This is a genomic window from Amycolatopsis sp. YIM 10, from assembly GCF_009429145.1.
Classification (GTDB): domain Bacteria; phylum Actinomycetota; class Actinomycetes; order Mycobacteriales; family Pseudonocardiaceae; genus Amycolatopsis.
Genome location: NZ_CP045480.1, coordinates 6,706,224 through 6,724,454, shown reverse-complemented (window position 1 = coordinate 6,724,454; position 18,231 = coordinate 6,706,224). Strand labels below are relative to the sequence as shown.

Genomic DNA, 18,231 nt, shown 5'->3' with positions numbered 1-18,231 from the left:
TCAATTTAGGTTGGCATTGGCCACCGCGTCAACGGTGCTGACCTGGGGGTCAAGCCGCAGCCAAGTGGCGGCCAAGTGGTTGGCAAGGGGGTTGGCACACCGCCGGGAAAAGCCGGATATAACCGGTGTAACCAGAACGTCAACAATTCATGAATCCGAATGGGTGAACCCCGGCGGTCAGCCGGCGAAGCGCGCGTCCAGCCCGGTGGTCATCGCCTGGACGCCGTCGCGGTAGACCTGCTCGCGCGCCTGCTCGTCGGGCGCGACGAACCACCCCGGCAGCGGGCTGCGCGCGGCGTTGGTCAGCTCGACGCTGATCAGCCCGTGCATGGCGGTCCAGAGCAGGTACGAGTACCGCAGGCCGTCCTCATCGGACGCGCCGTCGGGGCCGGCCCGGTCCACCACATGGGTGAAACTGGACCGCAGCACGCTCAGCCGCAGCGCCGGATCCGGATCGAAGCCGGCCACCGGGCGCTCGAACATGAACGCGTACCTGGCCGGGTTCTCCAGCGCGAACCGGCGGTAGACCAGCGCGAGGGCGAGCACGTCGGCAGTCCGGTCGGCCGAGCGCGGCGGCAGCGTGGCGAAGGCCGCGCCGAGCTGCTCGAAAGCCCGTTCGTACAGCGCGTCGAGCACTCCGGCTCGCCCGCCGAAGCGGCTGTACACCCCGATCGTGGAGGATCCGGCGGCGTCGGCGAGATTGCGCACGGTCAGCCCGGCGACACCCTGCTCGGCCAGCACCCGGATGGCGGCGCGCAGGAACCGCTCCCTGGTCTCGGCGGCCGATCGCGCCGCGCCCTCCCGTGCCGCCATGGTCGTCCTCGTTTCCTCGGCCCCGCCGGGGAAACATACTTCAGTATCGCCGGCACGGGGGACGAGCCCGGACTAGTGCTAGGCGCTGGCGGGTGCCCACATGCGATCGATGGTGGCGGCGGCCCGCGCCCGCCGCTTCAAGCCGGCGAGGCTGTGCTTGGCCGGCACGAGCAGGGCGGTCAGCCAGGTGCGGCGGTACTCCACCAGTGCCTCGGCCACCGGCCGATGCCGGACGCAATGCACCAGGCCCGGGGTGCCGAGCCGGTGCCTTCCGACGTGCTTGCTCGCGGGCATCGTCCCTCCGTGAATCGATCACCGGCACCGTACGCAACGTGCCGGGCAAACCGGGGTAGTCGCGCGGCGTGTCACCCAAATCGGTTCGGTAACGACCACTCACCGTGGCACCGAGGGTGAGCTGGTTGAATGCGGCCATGCTGCGTGTGGGGCTGACCGGTGGGATCGGGGCAGGCAAGTCGACGGTGGCGACCCGGCTCGCCGAGCACGGGGCGCTGGTGATCGACTCCGACCGGCTCGCCCGCGAGGTGGTCGAACCGGGGACCGAGGGACTGGCCGAGGTGGTGGCCGCGTTCGGCGAGGACGTGCTGGCCGAGGACGGTTCGCTGAACCGCCCGGCGCTGGCCGCCAAGGCGTTCGCCGACGACGAGTCGCGGCGGCGGCTCAACGCGATCGTGCACCCGAGAGTGGGCGCGCGCACCGCCGAGCTGATGGGCCAGGCCGCCGCCGACGGCATCGTGGTGCACGACGTGCCGCTCCTGGTGGAGAACGGGCTCGCCCCGCACTACCACCTGGTGCTGGTGGTCGACGCCGATCCCGAGGTCAGGGTGCGGCGGCTGGTCGAGTCCCGCGGCATGGCCGAGGCCGACGCGCGGGCCAGGATCGCCGCGCAGGCCCGTCCCGAGCAGCGCCGCCTGGTCGCCGACGTGTGGCTGGACAACGGCGGCGCGCCGGACATCGTGCTGTCCGAAGTGGACGCGCTGTGGGCCGACCGGATCGTGCCCTTCGAGGCGAACGTCCGGCTGCGCCGGGTGCGTCCGCTGCCCTCGCTCAAACCGGTGCCCCACGACGAGACCTGGCCGGTGCAGGCCGAGCGGCTGATCGCGCGGATCCGCGCGGCGGTCGGCGACAAGGGCGAGAACATCGAGCACATCGGACCGACCGCCGAGGCGGGCACCGAGGCGCCCGACGTGATCGATCTGCGGCTGACCGCGAACGCCGACGTGACCGAGGAACTGGCCGGGGCGGGCTTCCCGCACGACCCCGAAGACCCGCCGGGCCTGCACCGCGGTGCCGACCCCGGGCGCCCGGTCACCGTCGCCGTGGTGTGAGCAGGCCGCGTTCGTAGGCCACGGCCACCGCCGCGGCCCGGTCCTTCACCCCGAGCTTCGCGTACGCGTGCAGCAGGTGCGTTTTGACCGTGGCCTCGCTGATGAACAACTTCGCCGCGGCCTCCTTGTTCGTCGAACCGAGCGCGATCAGCCCGAGCACCTCCAGCTCGCGCCCGCTCAGCGGTTCCTTCGCCGGGGCGCGCATCTGCGCCATCATCCGGCTGGCCACCGCGGGGGAGAGCACCGACTCGCCGCGCGCGGCCGCCCGCACCCCGCGGAACAGGTCCTCCCGCGGCGAGTCCTTGAGCAGGTAACCGGTGGCACCCGCCTCGATCGCCGGCAGCACGTCGGAGTCGGTGTCGTAGGTGGTCAGCACAAGCACCCTGGCCGGATTGCCCCGCTTGGCCAGCTCGGTGATCGCGGCGACCCCGTCCACGCCCGGCATCCGCAGGTCCATCAGCACCACGTCCGGGCGCAGCCGCTCGGCCAGCTCGACCGCCTCGGCGCCGTCGGCGGCCTCGCCCAGCACCTCGAACCCGTGCTCGGGGGTGAAGATGCCCCGCAGGCCGTCGCGGACCACCGGGTGGTCGTCGGTGATCAGCAGCTTGATCATGCTTCCTCCGGGGCGGTGATGGCAGGCAGGTTCACCGAGATCGCCGTGCCCGCGCCCGGCTCGGACTCCACGTGCAGCTCACCGGCCAGCCGTTCGGCGCGCTGGCGCATCCCGCTGATCCCGTAGCCGTCCGGCCGGGGCGCCGCCGGGTCGAAGCCGCGACCGTCGTCGCGCAGGTCCAGCGTCACCTGGTCCTCCATGTAGGACAGCGTCAGCCCGGCGCGGGCAGCCGCCGCGTGCTTGTCCACATTGGTCAGTGCCTCCTGGGTGATCCGCAGCAGGGTGGCCTCCACCTCCGGGTGCAGTCGGCGCACCGTGCCGGTGGTGGTGAACTCGACCTGCACCCCGGTGCGCTCGGACCAGCGCCCGGCCACCCCGCGCAGCGCCTCCGGCAGCTTCGCCGAGTCCAGCGCCTCCGGCCGCAGCGCGTGCACCGCGCGGCGTGCCTCCGCGAGGTTCTCCCTGGCCAGCGCGGTCGCCGTGGTCAGGTGCCGGTCGCGCGCGGCCGGATCGCTGCGGGCGGCTTCGAGCTGGGTGATGATGCCGGTGAAGCCCTGGGCCAGCGTGTCGTGGATCTCGCGGCTGAGCCGCTGCCGCTCGTCGAGCACCCCGGCCTCCCTGGCCTGCGCGAGCAGTTGCCGGTGCAGTCCGGCGTTCTCGGTCATCGCGGCTTCCAGCTTCTTCATCGCCTCCCGCCGCTTGGTGCTCTGCTCCATCAGCTTGTCGCCCATCAGCGAGCCGCCGGCGATGGCCAGGGTCTGCACCAGCACCACCGGGATGAACAGCTCGGGGCTGCTCCGCAGCGCCTCGTCCGGTCCGCCCGCGGCCACGCTGTTGATCAGCACCGAGGTGGCGCCGAGGCCGAGCATCATCAGCCAGACCGGGCGCAGGCGCAGGGAGTGGAAGAAGCCGACGATCATGAACAGCAGGTAGGGCACTTCCCGCGTCATCAGCACGGTGGCCAGCGCCAGCACGCCGACCAGCGAGACCAGCGGCCACCAGCGGCTCTCCGGACGGCGGAACCGGGGCAGCGTGTCGGTCAGCACCACCCAGCACAGCGCCGCGGCCGCGAAGGCCAGGGTGACCACCTGGTGCCCGGTGGGCTGGTCCGAGGACGCCAGGTGGATGACCACGCTGAGGCCGAGCATGACGTACGGGAACCACTGCTCCAGCCGGATCGCCCACGGGCTCCAGTGGGTGGGCGTGTCCTCGGACACCCCCGTCCAACTGGGCCTCGACTTGGTCACCACCCCGGCATTATCCGCCACGGTCACAGCGCGAGGTCGCGGAACGCGGGCCAGAGTTCCGGCAGCGGCGCCGACGGCCCGGTGGCCAGCCAGATCGGCACGCCCTGGGTGAACATCGGCGCCGACGGCAGTCCCGTGTCGACCACCCCGACCTGGACGACCTGGGCGAAGTGCGCCCGCAGCACCGGACTGTCGGCGCCGACGTAGAGCACGGTGTCCGCGGTCGCCGGAGGCGTGGTCAGCGTCCAGTACCCGCGGTTGCCGCTGGCCGGTTCCGGCAGCCCGCGTCCGGGGCCGTAGTGGTCCAGTGCCGACGCCTGCCAGTACATCTGCGTGACGATCGCCGTCCGCTCCCGCTGTTCCGGTGGCAGTGAGCGGTGGATCGCGGCGACCGAGTCGGCGAACTCGGGCCAGCCGCGCTCGGCCGTGGTGAAGAGCGGTTGCGGCAGGCCGGGGTTGGCGTCGAGCACCGACGCGGGCAGCACCGGCAGCGTCAGCGGCAAGGCGATCAGCGCGCTGATCGCGTACACCGGCCACGTCGCCACCCACCGCCACCAGCGCCGCGCCTGCCCCGCCTCGATCCGGACCGCGGCGACCGCCCAGCAGAGCGGGAACATCCCGGCCACGTAGTAGAAGCGGCCACCGGCCACCGCGAAGACCACGGTCAGCACCAGCAGGGTCCAGCCGAGGAAACGCAGGGACGGCGTGCGCAACAGCCGCCACAGCCCGTGGAGGACCAGCACCAGACCGACCACGATGCCCGCCGAACCCAGCGCGACGAACGGGAAGGCCAGCGCGGCGGCCAGCTTGTCCGGGTTCTCGTCGCCGATCGCCGCGCCCATGTCCAGCTGCGGCCAGCCGTTCGCCGCCTGCCACCACACCGTCGGCACCGCCATCAGCAGCGCGATCCCCGCGCCCAGCCAGAGCTTCGGCCGGGCGAGCAGGTCACGCGGCCCGAGCCAGGCGGCGAACAGCAGTGCCACCACCCAGAACGCCGGGATCAGGAACTTGACGTTCAGCGCCAGCCCGGTGACCACCCCGCTCCACAGCAGCAGGTCGTCGGACCGGGTGCGCAGCCAGCGGGTGAGCAGCCACAGCAGCACCGTCCACAGGAACGGGTCCAAAGTGGACGTCGCGAGGTAGTGGCCGCCGCCGAGGAACTGCATGCTCACCCCGGCCGCGCCCGCCGCCAGCAACTGGGCCCGCGCGCCGCCGCCGAGTTCACGCGCGATCAACCCGGTGAACACCACCGCCGCGGCCGTGGCCAGCACCGCGGGCAGCCGCAGCGCCCACACCGAACCGGGCGCGAGCAGGTCCATCAGGTGCGCGAGCAGCGGGAGCGCGGGCGGCTGGTCCGCATACCCCCAGTCGAGATGCCGTCCGGCCGCCAGGAAGTACAGCTCGTCGCCGAAGTAGCCGTAGCGTCCGTTGACCAGCAGCAACACCGCCGCCACCGCACTGGCCGCGGCGAACACCGGCCCCTTGGCGAACGGCTGGACCGCCACCCCCGCCGGTTGCGCCCGCGTGATCGTCATCGGCTCACTCCCACCGGAAGAACCGGGCGGCGAGGCCACCGCAGACCACCGCGACCAGCGCCAGCGCGCCGAGCTGCAGCAGCTCCGGGCTGCCACCGGACCAGGTCTCGCGCATGCCGTTCAGCGTCGCGCCCAGCGGCAGCACGTCGGCCACCGGCTGCAGGAAGTCGGGCAGGTCCTCCTTGCGCACCCACACCCCGCCGAGCGCCAGCATCGGGAAGAACACCGCGGCCCCGACCCCGCCCGCGGTCCGGCCGGTCGGCGCCAGCGCGGCGATCAGCAGGCCGACCGAGAACAGCGCCGTGGTGCCGAGCACCGCGACCACCGCGAACCCGGCGAGATCGGCAGGTAGCGCCATGCCCAGCACCAGCGCGCCGAAGCCGACGATCAGCAGCAGCACCACCAGCGCCGCGACCAGGTTCACCACCAGCTGCGCGGCGAGCAGCCGCACCGGCGGCACCGGGCTGGCCGACAGGCGGCGCAGCACGCCCTTCTCCCGGTAGGTGGCCATCACCGCCGGGAACATCGTCAGCGCCAGCATGGCCAGCAGTACCGACACCGACAGCGGCGCGATGAAGGTGTCCAGCGGGACCTTGCCGCCGAAGTCCTCGGACGGCTCGTTCGCGCCCGGCACCAGCCCGAACACCACCAGCAGGGCGAGCGGGATGCCGAGCACCACGATCGCCGCTCCGGGATCGCGCAGGAACAGCTTCGCCTCGACCGCGGTCAGTTTCCCCATCGCGCCCATCACACGTCCTCCAGCTTCCGGCCGGTCAGCGCCACGAAGGCGTCGTCCAAAGTGGTCTGTTCGACCCGCAGCTCACCGGCGATGACCTGGCGCCTGGCCAGCACCGCGGTGACCGCGTGCAGCAGGTTGCCGCTGCCGGTGATCACCACCTGGCCGCCCTGGCGGTCCACCCGCCGCACCTCGGGCAGCGCGGTGAACGCCTCGTCCTCGATCGCCGCCGACGGGCGGAACCGGATGCGCTGCTCGTCGTCCACCCCGGCGACCAGCCCGGCCGGGCTGTCGATGGCCACCACGCGGCCGGCGTCGATCACCGCGATCCGGTCGCAGAGCCGCTCGGCCTCCTCCATGAAGTGGGTGACCAGCACGATGGTCACGCCACCGGCGCGGATGTCCTCGATCAGCTCCCAGGTGTCGCGGCGGGCCTGCGGGTCCAGCCCGGTGGTCAGCTCGTCGAGCACGGCCACCTCGGGATTGCCGATCAGCGCCAGCGCGATGGACAGCCGCTGCTTCTGCCCGCCGGAGAGCTTCTTGTACGCGGTGTCCTTCTTGTCCGAGAGCCCGAGATCGGCCAGCAGCTTCTCCGGATCGGCGGGATTCCGGTAGAAGGAGGCGTAGAGGTCGAGTGCCTCGCGCACCTTCAGCTTCTCCGGCAGCTCGCTTTCCTGGAGCTGCACGCCGAGGCGCTGGCGCAGCTCGGTGGTGTCGTGCCTCGGGTCGAGCCCGAGCACCGAGATGGCGCCCTCGTCGGCCTTGCGCAGGCCCTCCAGGCATTCCACCGTGGTCGTCTTGCCCGCGCCGTTCGGCCCCAGGATGCCGAAGATCTCACCGCGTTCGACGGTGAACGAAACCCCGTCCACGGCCAGTTTGTCCCCGTACCGCTTGCGTAGCCCGGATACCTCGATGATCGGCATCTGCGCGTCCCCTTTCCCTGTGTGTGCACAGGTTCGCGCGTCGGGGGGTGCGCGCGGATCGCCCCGGCGGCCAGAGCAGCGGTCCACCGGCGGGCGCCGGGCATCCACCGATCGGTGGAGCGGCGGGTCAGCCCCGGGACAGGCGGTCCGCGGTGCGCGTGGTCTCCGGCAGGCGGAACCGCGGGCTCAGGCCGAGCACCAGCGAGCACGCGGTGTCCAGGTCCATCCGGTGCCCGATCGAGACGAACACCGGCTTCACGCCGTCGCGGGTGCGCAGTGCGCGGCCGACCACCTCGCCGTCGTCGCGCAGTTCCGACCACGCGCCGCGCTCGGGTGCGGGCGGTTCGTAGGCACCCAGCGCGTTCTTGCCGACGCCCAGCGAGGGCAGGCCGGTCAGCACGCCCGCGTGGCAGGCCAGGCCGAACCGCCTCGGATGGGCCAGCCCCTGGCCGTCGCAGACGAGCACATCCGGTGTGGTGGTCAGCTTTTCCAGCGCGTCGAGCAGCGCGGGCAGCTCACGGAAGGCGAAGAATCCTGGCACGTAAGGAAAATCGACTTCCCCTTCGACCACGGCCTGGTCGACGACCGTCAGCGTGTCCAGGTCCAGCACGGTCACCGCGGCCCTCAGGCCGTCGGTGTAAGCGACATCGAGACCGGCCGCCGTGCGGGGCGCGAACCCCGGTGGTGCCGCGCGCACCACCGAGGGCGCGAGCCGCTCCTGCACGGCCACCGCTTCCTCCACAGTGGACGGCCAGTCGGTCATTTCCGCTGCCACATCAGGTTTTCGCCGGTGGTGGCGAGCCAGTCGCGCAACCGGTAGCCGTGCGTGGCCAGTCCTTCGACGGTGGCGTAGGTGGTCTCCAGCGCACGCTGGGCCGCCTTCTCGGTGACCAGTCCGGCGACGGTGGCTTCGAGCAGTTCGTCGGTGTCGATCACCTCGAGGTGGAGGCCGTCGCGCAGCACGATGTCGACGTAGAGGTCGGTGGCCCGCCAGATCGGCCCGTCCTGCTCCACCTCCACCACGTCGAGATAGAAGTCCTGGTCGCGCTCGTGGCCGGGACTGAACCAGAAGTCGGTGATCCGCAGTCCGCGCGCGGGCAGCAACCACGACTCGAGGTAGTGGAACTGCGCGCGGCCGGGTGCCGGGCGCGCCATGTACAACCCGTACGGCTCGACCTGGAAGCGCTCGACCTCCCGGATGATGCCCTTGTTGTCGATGTTCTCGGCCTTGCCCGGATCGAAGGTCTCCACTTTGGGCGGATGTGCGCTCATCCGCCCATCTTCCCGGTTCCGCCCCCACGGCCGGGGTTGATTCGGCAGGATCTCCCGCGTGTCCCGATCACGAACGGAAGGTGTGCCGATGGAGCTGCGGCCGCACAACCCGGTCGGCGGTGTCTACCCGGCATCGGACGACTACGTGCACGCCATGGAGGTGCGCGGCGCCGGCCGCCTGCTGTTCGTCGCGGGCACGATGGGGCTGGACCCGCGAGGTGTGCCCGGCGGGACGCTCACCGAGCAGCTCGACCTGATCTGGGCGAACCTGCGGGCGATCCTGGCCTCGGCCGGGATGACCGTGGACAACATCGTCCGGCTCACCAGCTACCTGCGCGACGCGTCCTATGCGGACGCCAACGCCGCGGCCAGGGTGGCGGCACTGGGCGGGCGACCCGTGCCGACCACCGCGATCGTCGCCGAGACGCTCTCCGGTGACTGGCTGGTCGAAATCGAAGTGATCGCCGCGGGTTAGGGTTTCGCGCGAGACGAGGGGAAGCACGAATGTTCGGCATCATCCGGCCCTGCCGCCATCGGCTGTCCGAGGGCCTGCACGCGGACTGGCTGGCGCACCTGTGCGGGCTGTGCCTCGCGCTGCGCGACGAGCACGGGCAGTTGGCGCGCGTGGTCACCAACTACGACGGCCTGGTCATCTCGGCACTGGTGGAGGCGCAGGCCCCTAAGCCGGAGGGCCGCCGCGACGCCGGGCCGTGCCCGTTGCGCGCGATGCGCCCGACGTCGGTGGCGCGCGGGTCCGGGGCGCAGCTGGCGGCCGCGGTCTCACTGGTGCTGGCCTCGGCCAAGGTCAGCGACCACGTCACCGACGGGGACGGCGCGTTCGGCCGCAAGGCGGTGGCGGGCGCCGCCCGCCGGGTGGCCTCGCGCTGGGCCGAGCAGGGGAGTCGCACCGGCTCGCGGATCGGCTTCGACACCGCCGTGCTCACCGAGGCGGTCGACCGGCAGGGCGAGGTCGAGCGCGCGGTCCGCCTCGGCGACCCGGTCCTGCTGGCCACCGAGCCGACCGAGGAAGCCACCGCGGCCGCGTTCGCGCAGACCGCGGTGCTGGCCGGGCGGCCGGGCAACGTCGCGCCGCTGACCGAGGTGGGCAGGCTCTTCGGCCGGGCCGCGCACCTGCTCGACGCGGTCGAGGATCTCGCGGAGGACACCGAGACCGGAGCGTGGAACCCGCTGCTGGCCACCGGCGCGACCGTGGCCGACGTGCGGCGCCACTGCGACGACGCGGTGCTGGGCGTCCGGCTGGCCATGCGGGAGGCCACCTTCGAGAACGGCCGGTTGGTGCACGCGCTGCTGGTGCACGAGCTGGAGCAGGCGGTCCGCCGGACCTTCGGGCACCTGGAGATCGAGGCGCACCACCCCGGCGGGCAGTCGCCGCACGGGCATCCGGGCCACTACGGACCGTACGGGCAGCAATCCACTCCGCCCGCCGCGACCGGTCCCGGCGGCAAACCGCCCAAGAAGAAGCGCGGTCCCGGCCCGAACGACGGCGACGGAGGCTGCTGCTGGGTGCCGAAGTTCCGGGTGCCGCCACGCAAGCGGAACGCGGCGTTCGGCTGCCTGGTCGCCTTCTACCAGTGCTGCAGCTGCCAGGTGTGCTGCCGCGACCCGTACCCCGGGCCGTGGAGCGGCAAGCCGAGGGACGCCTGGTGTGACAGCTGCGACGGCTGCGACTGCGGCTGTGATTGCTGACGACTGCTGATCTGAAACTGTCGGTGGGTGCGCCTACCCTGGACCCGTGGCTTTCGCAACCGAACACCCCGTGCTGGCGCAGTCCGAGTTCCGCCCCGTCTCCGAGGTCCCCCGGGCCGACGGGCGGTTCAAGGTGGTCAGCGACTACGCGCCGGCCGGTGACCAGCCCGCCGCGATCGACGACCTGGAGCGCCGCATCAACGCCGGCGAGAAGGACGTCGTGCTGCTCGGTGCCACCGGTACCGGCAAGTCGGCGACCACCGCCTGGCTGATCGAGCGGGTCCAGCGGCCCACGCTGGTGATGGCGCCGAACAAGACGCTGGCCGCCCAGCTGGCGAACGAGCTGCGTGACTTCTTCCCGAACAACGCGGTCGAGTACTTCGTCAGCTACTACGACTACTACCAGCCCGAGGCGTACATCGCGCAGACGGACACCTACATCGAGAAGGACTCGTCGATCAACGACGACGTCGAGCGCCTGCGGCACTCGGCCACGATGAACCTGCTGTCCCGGCGCGACGTGATCGTGGTCGCCAGCGTGTCCTGCATCTACGGCCTGGGCACGCCGCAGTCCTACCTGGACCGGTCGACCAGGCTGGCCGTCGGCGCCGAGGTCGAGCGGGACACCCTGCTCCGCGCGCTGGTCGACGTGCAGTACGCGCGCAACGACATCGCCTTCGCCCGCGGCACCTTCCGGGTGCGCGGGGACACCGTGGAGATCATCCCGGCCTACGAGGAGCTGGCGATCCGGGTCGAGTTCTTCGGCGACGAGATCGACAAGCTCTACTACCTGCACCCGCTGACCGGCGAGATCGTGCAGGAACTGGACGAGGTGCGGATCTTCCCGGCGACGCACTACGTGGCCGGGCCGGAGCGCATGGAGAAGGCGATCAAGGGCATCGAGGCCGAGCTGGAGGAGCGGCTGGCCGAGCTGGAGAAGCAGGGCAAGCTGCTGGAGGCCCAGCGGCTGCGCATGCGCACCAGCTACGACATCGAGATGATGCGCCAGGTCGGGTTCTGCTCGGGCATCGAGAACTACTCGCGGCACATCGACGGCCGCCCGGCCGGATCCGCCCCGGCCACCCTGATCGACTACTTCCCGGACGACTTCCTGCTGGTCATCGACGAGTCGCACGTCACGGTGCCGCAGATCGGCGGCATGTTCGAGGGCGACATGTCGCGCAAGCGGAACCTGGTCGAGTTCGGCTTCCGGCTGCCGAGCGCCACCGACAACCGGCCGCTGACCTGGGAGGAGTTCTCCGACCGGATCGGGCAGACGGTGTACCTCTCGGCCACGCCGGGGCCGTACGAGATGGGCCAGACCGGTGGTGAGTTCGTCGAGCAGGTGATCCGGCCGACCGGGCTGATCGATCCCGAGGTGGTGGTCAAGCCGACCGAGGGGCAGATCGACGACCTGGTGCACGAGATCCGCGAGCGGGCCGAGAAGGACGAGCGGGTGCTGGTCACCACGCTGACCAAGAAGATGGCCGAGGACCTCACCGACTACCTGCTGGAGCTGGGCATCCGGGTGCGGTACCTGCACTCGGAGGTGGACACGCTGCGGCGGGTGGAGCTGCTGCGGCAGCTGCGTTCCGGCGACTTCGACGTGCTGGTCGGCATCAACCTGCTGAGGGAGGGGCTCGACCTGCCCGAGGTTTCGTTGGTGGCGATCCTGGACGCGGACAAGGAGGGCTTCCTGCGCAGCGGGACGTCGCTGATCCAGACCATCGGGCGGGCCGCGCGGAACGTGTCCGGTCAGGTGCACATGTACGCGGACAAGATCACCGACTCGATGCAGCACGCGATCGACGAGACGAACCGGCGCCGGGCGAAGCAGATCGCCTACAACACCGAGCGCGGGGTGGATCCGCAGCCGCTGCGGAAGAAGATCGCCGACATCCTGGACCGGGTGTACACCGAGGCCGAGGACACCGACGAGGTCGCCGTCGGCGGCTCGGGGCGCAACGCGTCGCGGGGCAAGAAGCCGGAACAGGGCGGGGGTGGCCGCAGCTCCGGGGTGCTGGTGGACAAGGACGTGGCCGGCATGCCGCGGGCGGAGCTGGCGGACCTCATCCAGCAGATGACCGACCAGATGATGCAGGCCGCGCGCGATCTGCAGTTCGAGCTGGCGGCCCGCCTGCGGGACGAGGTCGCCGACCTGAAGAAGGAGCTGCGAGGAATGGACGCCGCCGGCATCAAGTAGCCCGGCCCGGGGGCCGGTGGCTCGGCGCGCACCTCGCCGGTGCCCCCGGGTGATGGCTGGCTCGCTGCTCGACGGATCCAGTGCGAAAGCCGCGCCGGGTTGGCGCGGCGGCGTGCTCACCCGGCGGCCGCCAAGATCAATCCGCCCACCCGGTCCGGAAGATGCCTGTGACGGTCCGGGAGATCGACGAGGAACTCACCGTCGCCATCGCGCCCGCCGGTGCGGTGTGCGTCGGCATCTTCCAAGCCCAAGCCCAAGCCCAAGCCCAAACACACGGCCACGCGAACGACCTGCACCGGACCGGCCAACTCACCTGACGCAGCGGCGCCACGTCAGAGGGGCGGCCGGGCCTCCAGGAGCGGATCGGCGTCGAAGGTCGCCGGGGCGGGAAGCTGCCTGGCCACCGGGGCCGGGACGCCCGCCCATCGGCGGACCGTGTCGGTCGCCGCGGCGGCGTCCGCGGGTGGCAGCTGCGCGATCTTCGAGCCGTGGTTGCCGCCGGGGACGACATACCGGTACGAGTCCTGCGAACCGAAGCCCAGCCGGAACGGTTCGGCGCTCCACGGATCGTTTTCCCCGTCCACGAAGAGCAGGCGCGAACCCCGCGACCGCACCCAGAAGTCGACGTCCGGCATGGCGACGTGGTCGAAACGCGGCAACCGCACCGAATCCGGCACGTACGTCGCCGCGACGTTCGAGCCCGGGTAACGCAGAAGGTCCCGCAGGTGCCGTTCGTACGAAGCGGGCACGCCCAGCTGCACCGCCGCCTGGTAGTAGTACGGCACGTACTGCGCCAGCTCCTGGTCCGCGTACGTGTTCAGGCTTTCCACCCGCACGAAGAAGTCGAAGATCTCCTGTGTGGAAGCCGAAGGCCCCGGCACCGACGCGCAGTCCGCCTGCTTCTGGTACTGCCAGAAGGTGAAGTACGAGTCGATGATCGCGATCTCCATCGCCTTGTCCTGCGAGCCGACGATGTCGAAGGTGTAGCCCTTCTCGGCGGCCTCGGCCGCGGCCAGTGCGCCCAGTTCGTCCCGCCGCTTCAACGACTCCCGCTGGTTGGCGCGCAACGCGTCCCGGCACGCCGGGTCATCGCCCACAGTGGACAGGAACCGGTCGTAGACGTCCAGTCCGTCGATCACGTCGTTCGGCGCGACGTAGGCGATCGTGCCCTGCACGTCCGACGGGTAGAACCGGCGGAAGTACACCGCGGTCATGCCGCCCTTGCTCCCGCCGGTGGCCAGCCAGTTCGCCCCGTACAACGCCTTGAACGCGGCCGCCACCCGGTGCTGGTCGGTGGCCGCCTGCCAGATGGTCAGCTGCCTGCCCCAGTCGGCGGGCTCCGGCCGCGACGGGGTGAAGTACCGGTACTCCATGGACAGCTGGTTGCCGTCGACCAGCTGCGTCGGCTCCGACCGGTTCGGGTTCGCCGAGACGTTGTACCCGCTGGTGTACATCACCATCGGCGCGCGGACGTCCCGGTGCAGCAGGGTCAGCCGCTGCTCGAACGAGCCCGCGCCGGGACGCCGGTGGTCGGCGGGCTGGGTGAAGGTGAGCTTGAAGAACCGGAATCCCTCGGGCGCCTTCTCCTCGGAGACCACGGTCAGCCCCGGCACCCGCTTCAACGCCTCGCCGATGTCCTCGGCCGCCTGGGCGGCAGGAACACTCCAGGGCACGACAGCCATCAGCAAGGCCGCCACCGCGGCACCGAACCTGCGCATCGCCGAATCCTCACAGAATCCGGCCGCAGTGGGCAATCGGCTGTCCGGCGGCAAACGCCGAAACGCCCCGGCCGTCCCGAAAAAGGGGGACGACCGGGGCGCGACGGGCCGAATCAGCTGGTGATGTCCTTGGTGGCGAACCGGCGCGCGGCCAGCAGGCCGAACACCGTGCCGAACAGCACCGAGGACAACGCCCCGCTGGCCATGTTGGACCAGTCGATGTCCGTGGAGATCAGGTCGATCCACGCGAACGAGTAGTGCGTCGGCAGATAGTTCCGCAGGTCCTCGAGCGCGGTGATCTGGTCGAGGATCTGCGACACGATCGCCACCAGCACCGCGCCGCCGACCGCGCCGAGCGGCGCGTCGGTGAGCACGCTGAGCAGCAGCGCCAGCCCGGCCACCCAGGCCAGCTGGATCATGATGTAGACGATCGACATGCCCAGCGCGAGCAGGCTGTCGGCGAAGGTGACCGCGTCACCGGTCGGGCTGATCGCGTCTCCCGCGCCGTACCAGACCACCCCGACCAGCAGTGACACCAGCGGGAGCAGCACCAGCGCGATCGCCGAGAGCAACGCCGAGACGATCGCCTTCTGCCGCAGCACCCGGTGCCGCGGCACCGGGATGGCGAGCAGGTACTTCAGGCTCGACCACGACGCCTCGCTGGCGATGGTGTCCCCGAAGAACAACGCGACGATCATCGGCAGCAGGAACGTGCCCGAGACGAACAACGCCAGCACCACGAAGTTCGGCGCGCTGGCGGTGGCCAGGTCGACGAACCCGCCGGACCGCCGGTTCGGGTTCGCCTCGCCGATCTCGAAGGCGATCACCAGGATGAACGGCAGCAGCGCGACAAAACCGAGCACCATCTGCGTGCGCCGCCGCTTGAGCTGCCGCCGCAGTTCCACGCCGAGCCGCAGCGTGCGCGCGGCGCGGTAGCCCGCGACGGCCCCGTCCGCACCCACCTCGGTGGGTTCGGCGGTGGCCGCGTCGGTCAGTTCCTGCAGCGCGGCCGGATCGGTGTGCACGCCGTGGTCGACCGCGGCGTTGGCGTCGGCCAGTTTCTCCGTCTTGCTCATGCGTTCGCCTCCTCTCCGACCAGTTGCAGGAACGCGTCTTCCAGCCGTCGCCGCGGCCCGGCCTGCTCGACCGCGATGCCCGCCTTGACCAGCACGGCCACCGCGTCGGCCCGCGCCATGCCCGCCAGATCGGCGTGCACCAGCTTGCCTTCGATGTCCACTTCGGACACCCCGGCCTCGCGCAGCGTCTCGGCGGCCGCGTCCGGGCGGTCCACCCGGAAGGTCGCCTCGCCGCCCGCCGCGACGATGTCGTTGACCTCGCCGGAGGCGACCAGCCTGCCGCGGTGCATCACCACCACGTGGGTGCAGGTCTGCTCGACCTCGGCGAGCAGGTGGCTGGACACCACCACGGTGCGGCCGGTCGCGGCGTAGCGCTGCAGCACCTCGCGCATCTGGTGGATCTGTGGCGGGTCGAGCCCGTTGGCCGGTTCGTCGAGCACGAGCAGCTCCGGCAGGCCGAGCATGGCCTGCGCGATCGCCAGCCGCTGCCGCATGCCCTGGCTGTAGGTGCGGACCTTGCGGTGCACCGCGTCGCCGAGCCCGGCGATTTCCAGCGCCTCGGTGAAGTGCGCCTTGTCGGCCGGTCGCCCGGTGGCGTCCCAGTACAGCCGCAGGTTGTCCTGGCCGGACAGGTGCGGCAGGAAGCCGGACCCCTCGACGAAGGAGCCGATCCGCGACAGCACCGGCGCACCCGAGGTGACCTTGTGCCCGAACACCCGGATGGAACCGGCGCTCGGCGAGATCAGGCCCATCAGCATGCGCAGCGTGGTGGTCTTCCCGGCGCCGTTCGGCCCGAGCAGGCCGAGCACCTGGCCCGGTTCCACGCGGAAGGACAGGTCCTTCACCGCGGTGAGCCCGCCGGGATAGGACTTGGTCAGGTTGTCGATCACCAGCGGCGTTCCGGCCAGGTCCTCGTCGAGCACGTGCGACCGCTTGCGGCGGATGCCCGCGATCACGGCCAACACCAGCGCGGCGAGCAGCGTGCCCGCGATGCCGAGGATCTGCCCGACCGGCCAGCCCGTGCTGACCGCGGTGCCCGGCACCAGCGGCACGCCGAGCGCGCCGCCCTCGGCCAGCGAAACCCGGTAGGTGGCCGGCTGCACCGGCGTGGCGTACGCCTGGTCGGTGGTGCTGACCACGAGCACCAGCGAGTGCCCGGCCTCGACCGGCCGCACGATCGGCGGCAGGGTCACGGTGACCTCGGCGGCCGAGCCGTCGGCGGGCAGCGCCGGGATCCGGATCGGGGCGACCCCGTTGCCCGGAAGCGTGCGCGTGCCGTCCTGGCTGGCGTCGTACAGCTTCGCGAACAGCACCGCGCCCTCGGGCGGGACCGGTCCGTTCGCCGCGACGCGCAGCCGTACCGTCGACGAACCGGTGACCAGCACCTGCGAATCGACCGGCGCCGAGGTGAAGCGCGCCGACTGGCCCGGCGGCTCGACCGAGAACAGCCCGGCCAGCCGCGACGAACTGGCGGCGATCCCGTTCAGCCCGGGAATGCCGCTCACCGCCGCCGGATTGCCGCCCGGCGGGTTCACGATCGGCTGTTCCTGGCCCAGCAGCGGGATCTGCCGCCGCTCGGCCGGTGGTGCGCCGATGCCCGGATAGGCGGGGGCCTCCACCGTGCGCACCGACGGCGCGCCGTCGGTGCGCAGCGCGCCCTGGACGTCGTAGGCGAAGCCGGTGCCGGGATCGCTGCCCTCACCCTTGAGGTGGAAGGTCATCCAGTCGCCGATCTGCGCCCGCAGCTTCGGGCCGGGGCGGCCGCCGTCGTGCCCGCCGGCGAACCAGATCGACTTGACCTTGCCGCCGGTGGCGGCGATCTGGCGCGCGGTGGCGTCGGACTGGTCCAGGCCGAACAGGGTGTCGCGCTCGCCCTGCACCAGCAGCGTCGGCGCGGTGATGTTCGAGGTCACCGACACCGGGGAGACGCGGCGAAGCAGCTCCAGCGTCTCCGGCCCGGCCTTGCCGGTCGCGGCGACGTCGGCGTAGGCCCGGCAGACGGCCTCGGTGAACCGGCCGCACGGGTTGCCCGCGCCGGGCGGGCCACCGGGACCGCCCTGACCGGCCTGCCCGCCGGGGGCACCGGCCGGCATCGCACCGGCCGCGGCGGCGGCGTCTTGGCCGCCGCCCATACCGCCGCTGGAGGAACTGTCGTCCTGCTCCTGCCCGGCTTCGGGCGCCTCGTTGCCCGGTTCACCGGACGAAGCGCCACCCGAACCGGCGGAGAAGAAGATGCCCGCCCAGGACCGCTTGAACACCCCGTCCGGGGCGAAGGCGTTCTCCGCCGGGGTACCCGTGGCCGAGGCGGCGGGAGTCGCCGAGTTCGGGATCAGGCCCTGGCTGAGGTCGTTGTAGGTGATCACCGGCGCGATGCTGTCCACGCGCTTGTCGATCCCGGCGAGCAGCAGCGAGAGCGCGCCGCCGTAGGACCCGCCGGTGACCCCGACACGCGGGTCACCGGGGCCGTCGGTCCGCACCTCGGGCCGCTCGGCCAGGTTGTCCAGCAGGCGCTGCGCGTCGGCGACCTCGTAGTCGGGGTCGTTGAGCGAGATCTGCCCGGTGCTGCGGCCGAAACCGCGCGCGGACCAGGCCAGCACGACGAACCCGCGTTCGGCCATTTCCCGCGCGTCGGCGGCGACGCTGTTCTTGCTGCCGCCGAAGCCGTGTGGCATCAGCACAGCGGGTGCGGGTGTCACCTGGGGGAGGTACAGCGTGGTGTCCAGGCGCACACGATCGGGCGAACCGGGCGCCGCGGCGACCTCGACGGTGGCATCTTCGGTGCGGATCGGCGAGGCTTCCTCACCGGTCTGCGACCAGACGAGCACACCGGCCGCGGCGACCACGGCGACCAGCACCAGTGCGATCACCCGGCGACGCCGTGGCGGCGTATCTCGGAGTAGTGGAATTGAGGGCACGCAGTGACCGTATGGGACGTTTGCTGAGAGTGTCCTGTGGGTATCAGGTTGCTCGGACGTGACGCAGGTTACGCGGGGCAAAACGGTGACACTGGTGACCCCGGCTGGCGTTTGACCCGCTCAGCGG

Annotated in this window: 16 protein-coding genes and 1 pseudogene; 5 read left to right on the top strand and 12 right to left on the bottom strand. The window is 71.5% G+C overall.

Annotated features, from left to right (window positions below):
* Positions 1-177: 177 nt before the first annotated feature.
* Positions 178-813: a TetR/AcrR family transcriptional regulator gene (locus YIM_RS31740; RefSeq protein WP_153033827.1), complete on the bottom strand. Its 636-nt coding sequence runs from the start codon at positions 811-813 to the stop codon at positions 178-180.
* Positions 814-891: 78 nt separating this feature from the next.
* Entirely contained in the window at positions 892-1,107 is a 216-nt protein-coding gene (locus tag YIM_RS31735) for a hypothetical protein (protein WP_153033826.1), read from the bottom strand.
* Between the two features lie 137 nt (positions 1,108-1,244).
* Here YIM_RS31735 and coaE point away from each other — a divergent pair.
* Positions 1,245-2,153, top strand: a pseudogene (gene coaE, locus YIM_RS31730) (dephospho-CoA kinase); the annotation flags it as partial.
* On the opposite strand, the gene YIM_RS31725 reads toward coaE, so the two are convergent.
* The 7 genes from YIM_RS31725 to YIM_RS31695 form a co-directional block, all read right to left on the bottom strand.
* Complete coding sequence (locus YIM_RS31725; protein ID WP_153033824.1) at positions 2,140-2,772, bottom strand: response regulator transcription factor; 633 nt, start codon at positions 2,770-2,772, stop codon at positions 2,140-2,142. The pseudogene coaE and the gene YIM_RS31725 overlap by 14 nt on opposite strands.
* Entirely contained in the window at positions 2,769-3,989 is a 1,221-nt protein-coding gene (locus YIM_RS31720; RefSeq protein WP_228004126.1) for a sensor histidine kinase, read from the bottom strand. Before YIM_RS31720 ends, YIM_RS31725 begins: the two co-directional genes overlap by 4 nt.
* Before the next feature lie 53 nt (positions 3,990-4,042).
* Complete coding sequence (locus YIM_RS31715) at positions 4,043-5,554, bottom strand: glycosyltransferase family 39 protein (protein WP_153033823.1); 1,512 nt, start codon at positions 5,552-5,554, stop codon at positions 4,043-4,045.
* A 4-nt stretch (positions 5,555-5,558) separates the two neighbouring features.
* The gene (locus YIM_RS31710) at positions 5,559-6,293 is read right to left on the bottom strand and encodes an ABC transporter permease (protein WP_228004125.1); all 735 of its coding nucleotides are present in this window, start codon (positions 6,291-6,293) and stop codon (positions 5,559-5,561) included.
* 8 nt (positions 6,294-6,301) lie between these two features.
* Positions 6,302-7,213 carry an ABC transporter ATP-binding protein gene (locus tag YIM_RS31705; RefSeq protein WP_153033821.1) on the bottom strand — a complete coding sequence of 304 codons (912 nt, stop codon included), beginning with the start codon at positions 7,211-7,213 and terminating at the stop codon, positions 6,302-6,304.
* Positions 7,214-7,340: 127 nt separating this feature from the next.
* Positions 7,341-7,976, bottom strand: coding sequence for an endonuclease V (locus tag YIM_RS31700; protein ID WP_153033820.1), 636 nt, complete (start codon positions 7,974-7,976; stop codon positions 7,341-7,343).
* Positions 7,973-8,485 carry a DUF402 domain-containing protein gene (locus YIM_RS31695; protein WP_153033819.1) on the bottom strand — a complete coding sequence of 171 codons (513 nt, stop codon included), beginning with the start codon at positions 8,483-8,485 and terminating at the stop codon, positions 7,973-7,975. Before YIM_RS31695 ends, YIM_RS31700 begins: the two co-directional genes overlap by 4 nt.
* Before the next feature lie 88 nt (positions 8,486-8,573).
* On the opposite strand from YIM_RS31695, the gene YIM_RS31690 reads away from it, so the two are divergent.
* The 4 genes from YIM_RS31690 to YIM_RS31675 all read left to right on the top strand — a co-directional run bounded on the left by YIM_RS31690 (position 8,574) and on the right by YIM_RS31675 (position 12,712).
* Positions 8,574-8,960, top strand: coding sequence for a RidA family protein (locus YIM_RS31690; protein WP_153033818.1), 387 nt, complete (start codon positions 8,574-8,576; stop codon positions 8,958-8,960).
* A gap of 29 nt (positions 8,961-8,989) precedes the next feature.
* Positions 8,990-10,192 carry a DUF5685 family protein gene (locus YIM_RS31685; RefSeq protein ID WP_153033817.1) on the top strand — a complete coding sequence of 401 codons (1,203 nt, stop codon included), beginning with the start codon at positions 8,990-8,992 and terminating at the stop codon, positions 10,190-10,192.
* A 46-nt stretch (positions 10,193-10,238) separates the two neighbouring features.
* The gene (uvrB, locus tag YIM_RS31680; protein ID WP_153033816.1) at positions 10,239-12,395 is read left to right on the top strand and encodes an excinuclease ABC subunit UvrB; all 2,157 of its coding nucleotides are present in this window, start codon (positions 10,239-10,241) and stop codon (positions 12,393-12,395) included.
* Positions 12,396-12,556: 161 nt separating this feature from the next.
* Entirely contained in the window at positions 12,557-12,712 is a 156-nt protein-coding gene (locus YIM_RS31675) for a hypothetical protein (RefSeq protein WP_153033815.1), read from the top strand.
* Positions 12,713-12,727: 15 nt separating this feature from the next.
* Here YIM_RS31675 and YIM_RS31670 read toward each other — a convergent pair whose 3' ends face one another.
* The 3 genes from YIM_RS31670 to YIM_RS31660 form a co-directional block, all read right to left on the bottom strand.
* Entirely contained in the window at positions 12,728-14,113 is a 1,386-nt protein-coding gene (locus YIM_RS31670; protein WP_153033814.1) for a S28 family serine protease, read from the bottom strand.
* A 113-nt stretch (positions 14,114-14,226) separates the two neighbouring features.
* Positions 14,227-15,189: an ABC transporter permease gene (locus tag YIM_RS31665; protein WP_153033813.1), complete on the bottom strand. Its 963-nt coding sequence runs from the start codon at positions 15,187-15,189 to the stop codon at positions 14,227-14,229.
* Positions 15,186-18,104: an alpha/beta fold hydrolase gene (locus YIM_RS31660; protein ID WP_153033812.1), complete on the bottom strand. Its 2,919-nt coding sequence runs from the start codon at positions 18,102-18,104 to the stop codon at positions 15,186-15,188. Before YIM_RS31660 ends, YIM_RS31665 begins: the two co-directional genes overlap by 4 nt.
* Between the last annotated feature and the right edge of the window lie 127 nt (positions 18,105-18,231).

Excerpts from the sequence above, each read along its gene's own strand:
- YIM_RS31705 (WP_153033821.1), bottom strand. The coding sequence starts at position 7,213 with ATGCCGATCATCGAGGTATCCGGGCTACGCAAGCGGTACGGGGACAAA.
- YIM_RS31715 (WP_153033823.1), bottom strand. The coding sequence starts at position 5,554 with ATGACGATCACGCGGGCGCAACCGGCGGGGGTGGCGGTCCAGCCGTTC.
- YIM_RS31690 (WP_153033818.1), top strand. The coding sequence starts at position 8,574 with ATGGAGCTGCGGCCGCACAACCCGGTCGGCGGTGTCTACCCGGCATCG.
- YIM_RS31695 (WP_153033819.1), bottom strand. The coding sequence starts at position 8,485 with ATGAGCGCACATCCGCCCAAAGTGGAGACCTTCGATCCGGGCAAGGCC.
- YIM_RS31725 (WP_153033824.1), bottom strand. The coding sequence starts at position 2,772 with ATGATCAAGCTGCTGATCACCGACGACCACCCGGTGGTCCGCGACGGC.
- YIM_RS31665 (WP_153033813.1), bottom strand. The coding sequence starts at position 15,189 with ATGAGCAAGACGGAGAAACTGGCCGACGCCAACGCCGCGGTCGACCAC.
- YIM_RS31670 (WP_153033814.1), bottom strand. The coding sequence starts at position 14,113 with ATGCGCAGGTTCGGTGCCGCGGTGGCGGCCTTGCTGATGGCTGTCGTG.
- YIM_RS31675 (WP_153033815.1), top strand. The coding sequence starts at position 12,557 with ATGCCTGTGACGGTCCGGGAGATCGACGAGGAACTCACCGTCGCCATC.
- YIM_RS31735 (WP_153033826.1), bottom strand. The coding sequence starts at position 1,107 with ATGCCCGCGAGCAAGCACGTCGGAAGGCACCGGCTCGGCACCCCGGGC.
- YIM_RS31700 (WP_153033820.1), bottom strand. The coding sequence starts at position 7,976 with ATGACCGACTGGCCGTCCACTGTGGAGGAAGCGGTGGCCGTGCAGGAG.
- YIM_RS31710 (WP_228004125.1), bottom strand. The coding sequence starts at position 6,293 with ATGGGGAAACTGACCGCGGTCGAGGCGAAGCTGTTCCTGCGCGATCCC.
- YIM_RS31740 (WP_153033827.1), bottom strand. The coding sequence starts at position 813 with ATGGCGGCACGGGAGGGCGCGGCGCGATCGGCCGCCGAGACCAGGGAG.
- YIM_RS31685 (WP_153033817.1), top strand. The coding sequence starts at position 8,990 with ATGTTCGGCATCATCCGGCCCTGCCGCCATCGGCTGTCCGAGGGCCTG.